General features: G+C 73.7%; 2 protein-coding genes. Both read right to left on the bottom strand.

Going from position 1 to position 3289, the window contains the following annotated elements; genetic code table 11:
• A partial coding sequence (locus STRAU_RS20760) for a hypothetical protein (protein ID WP_158692104.1) occupies positions 1-191 on the bottom strand: 191 nt, incomplete at its 3' end.
• Positions 192-223: 32 nt separating this feature from the next.
• Positions 224-3289 (bottom strand): acetate and sugar kinases/Hsc70/actin family protein (locus STRAU_RS20755; RefSeq protein ID WP_037660828.1); only part of this gene is annotated, 3066 nt, incomplete at its 5' end.

Here is a 3289-nt window from a genome sequence, read left to right as displayed (position 1 = left end):
GGCCGTTCGCCGGGCGGCGCCGCGGGCGCGCACGAGTCGCCCGCCCGCAACGCCGCCGCCACCTCCGCCAGCGCCGCCCGGCACTCCCGCGACCCGGCGTCGTCCGGAAGGGCGTCCAGGGCCATACTCAACGCGGCGTGCAGCCCGGCGAGTTGGGCCCGGGCCAGCAGGGCGAGCCGGGAGTCCGGCACTCGGCTGAGTCTGCGCAGCGCGTCCACGGCGGTCAGTGCTCGCCGTTGAACGGGTCGCGCTCGGCGACGTACGAGGCCCCCGTGTCGCTCATGCCGACCCGGAACACCGAGCCCGGCCGGTTCCACATCTCGGCGATCGAACCGGCCGTCCAGTAGGGGACCGGGGCGCGGTGCACCCGCAGGTGACCGTGTTCGTCGAGCGTCGCCACATAACCGGCCCCCTCGTCGTCCTCGCCCGGTTCCTGCCCGTAGGCCGTCGCTGTCACAGTCCCGTCGGTGTCCGGGACGGGCACGACCCCGAGGAGGTCCCACTTGCGGTCGGGGTCGGCGGGATAGCGCAGGTAGAACGACCAGCCGTCGGGCGGCGGCGCGCCGAGCGGCTCGCTCGTCATGCCCCGCACGGGCCGTGCCTCGCCCGCCGCGCCCACCCGGAAGACCTCGTCGAACCGGCGTGCCTCGACGGCCGGGGCCGCGGCCTCGACGGCCGCGGACTGCTCGACGGCCGGGGACTGCTCGACGGCCGGGGACTGCTCGGCAGCCACGGCCTCCCCGGCCGGGCGGCGCGGATCCTGCGGCAGGCTGAAGACGACCACGCCGATGTCCGGGCGGTCCCCGGCCACGCGGGTGTCGGCGACGATCTCGATGGGCGTCCAGTGGCCGTGGTCACCCTCGAAGGAGACGCGGACCGGCGCCGCTCCGTCCACCTCGTAGTGCGGGGCGCCGCGCGCCAGATGGACGGACAGGTCGAGGTCGGCGTTCACCTCCAGCTGGAAGGTCGCCTCCCGCGTCCACTCCGTCATGTTCAGGGTGAAACCCGGCTCCTCGAGGCGGACCCAGGCGTCGGGGTCGAAGGCGCCCCACTCCTTCCAGCCGGTGCCGACGTTGCGGTGGACGCGCAAACTCGCGGGCAGGCTCTGCCACTTGCTGCGCACCGCCCAGGTGCCGTCGGGACCGATCGGGCTCAGCCGCGCGCCGACGCGCAGCAGGGCGTGCGTGGGGTCGTTGGCCGCCAGCTGGTAGGTGGGCCCGAAGTCGCAGGGCAGGTAGTAGCTGAGGTTGTCCACCTCGATGCGCAGCACATAGCGGCCCCGGCCGAGCACACCCCGCGCCTTGCGCACGGTGTGCGCGAACCGGCGGATGTGATGCCCCCAGCAGGCGCCGATCGACGTCGCCAGCTTGCCGTACTCCTCCTCCACGGCGACGCCCGCGGGATTCCACCGCACCTCGCTGTCCTGCCGCAGCCGCCGTTCCAGGCTGTGCCGCACGAGCGGCATCCGGCTGCTCTTGCCGGTGAGGAAGATCCGGTCGAGCTCGCTGCCCGTCACGATGTTCTTGGTGAGGGCGACCACGAGATCCATGATTTCCTTCATGTCCGGGGCGAGCAGGGCCGCGAAGGTGTCGGCGTCGAGCAGCGGCGCCCACGGCGGGTCGGGCCGTTCCGGCGCCCCCATGCGGTCGAGCAGCGCGTGCAGCGTCTCGGGCAGCGGCTGGTGCACCGCCTCACCCGCGCCGAGCCGGATCTTCGCGTCCTCGGCGAGCTGCCACAGCAGCCAGAACGTCTGCTCCGCGTCCTCGCGCGCCGCCGAGACGACCGTCTCGGAACTCCACCGCGTGGGCACCACCCGGTCGACGAGGTCGGCCGGATAGCCCTCGGTGTCGTGGCCGCGGTCGAGCAGCGTGCGCGGCAGGTAGCGGCCGTCGACGGCGTACGGCTCCTTGAGCGAGCCCACGACGTGCTCGTACCGCTCCGGGTGACTGGTCAGGAGGTGGTCGGCGAACGCCGCCTTGTACCAGCGGAAAAGGCGCAGCGTCATCAGGTCGCCGCCGAGCTGGAGATGCCCGGTGGAGCCGAGCAGCGTCGGAGTGAGGACGTACAGGCGCCCGGAGAAGCGGGGATCCTGCCCCGCCACCGGGTCGGGCGTCTCGTCCTTGAGGTGCAGGTTGAGCAGCCCCAGGTCCGTGGTGCCGCCGCCGACATCGACGATCAGCGCGTTCTGCTGCCAGGCCCGGTCGGTGCCGGGCAGCGGACGGCAGCGGGCCCGGAACGCCTCGACGCCCGCGACGAAGTCGCCCGCGAAGTCCCGCATGATGAAGAACAGGGCGGCCGCCACCGCCTCGTCGAACTGGGTGTCCACCAGCGTGACGCCGAGCCCGTCGCCCGTGCCCTCGGCGCCCGTGCCGACCAGCTCCTTCAGCCTGCGGCGCACACCGGGCGGCGCCACGGTCGGGTACGTCATGACGACGTGGTCGATCTTCCCCTGGTGGAACTCCTTGGGGTTGGCGGCGATGTACTCGTCGGTCTGGTCCAGGAGATAGCGCAGCCCCTCGCGGATCAGGTCGTCCGCGGTGGCGGGCTCGAGCCCCTCCATCACGTGGTCGCGCCCCAGGTACTGCTTCAGGCCGCGGTACGAGCGCGTTCCGTCCGCGGCGCCGCCGACCGCGATCCGCTCCTCGCCCATCCGCACCCGCAGCTCCGGGTGCGTCCCGACGACCTCGATGCGGCTGGGCAGTTCCGTGCCGCCGACATGGTCGAGGTCGGCGGGGAACAGCCGCAGGACGTCCAGCGGCAGTTCGTCGAACGCCCGGTGGTAGCACCGGTGGAGCAGCGGGGCGGCGGCCCGGCGCAGCCGCTCGTCGCGGGACGCGACGCGCACTTCGAGCGCCGTGTACAGGGCGTGCACCCACCCCTCGTCGCCGTGGCCGCTTTCCAGGGCGTCCGCCAACGCCCGCCCCGCGCCTTCGCCTTGGAAGCCGTGCCCCTCGAAGCCGCCGTCGGGACCAGCCCGTCCCGCCCCGCTGTCGGTGAGGTACTGCCCGGCCACGTCGGCGAGCAGCTCGTGCCACTGCGCCCGCTCGGTGCCGAGCGCGTCCGGATCGGACAGCAGCGCCACGAGTTCGTCGCGCAGCCGCGTCTCCTGAGGCCGGGACATGGCGCGCACGTCGAGCTGGCGCATGTCGTGGATGGTCACCGTGGAGTTCGTGGTGCCGAAGTCCACGGCCGCGAAGCCGAAGTGGCGTACGGCGTCGTCGGGCACCCGGCGCGGGCCCCGGCCGTCGGGCACGGCGCGGGTGGGCTCCGCGGCGGCGGGGGGCGCGGC

The sequence above is a fragment of the Streptomyces aurantiacus JA 4570 genome (assembly GCF_000414115.1).
GTDB classification, from domain to species: domain Bacteria; phylum Actinomycetota; class Actinomycetes; order Streptomycetales; family Streptomycetaceae; genus Streptomyces; species Streptomyces aurantiacus_A.
Note: the sequence above shows the minus strand (reverse complement) of the source record. Positions and strands in the feature narration are given on the sequence as shown.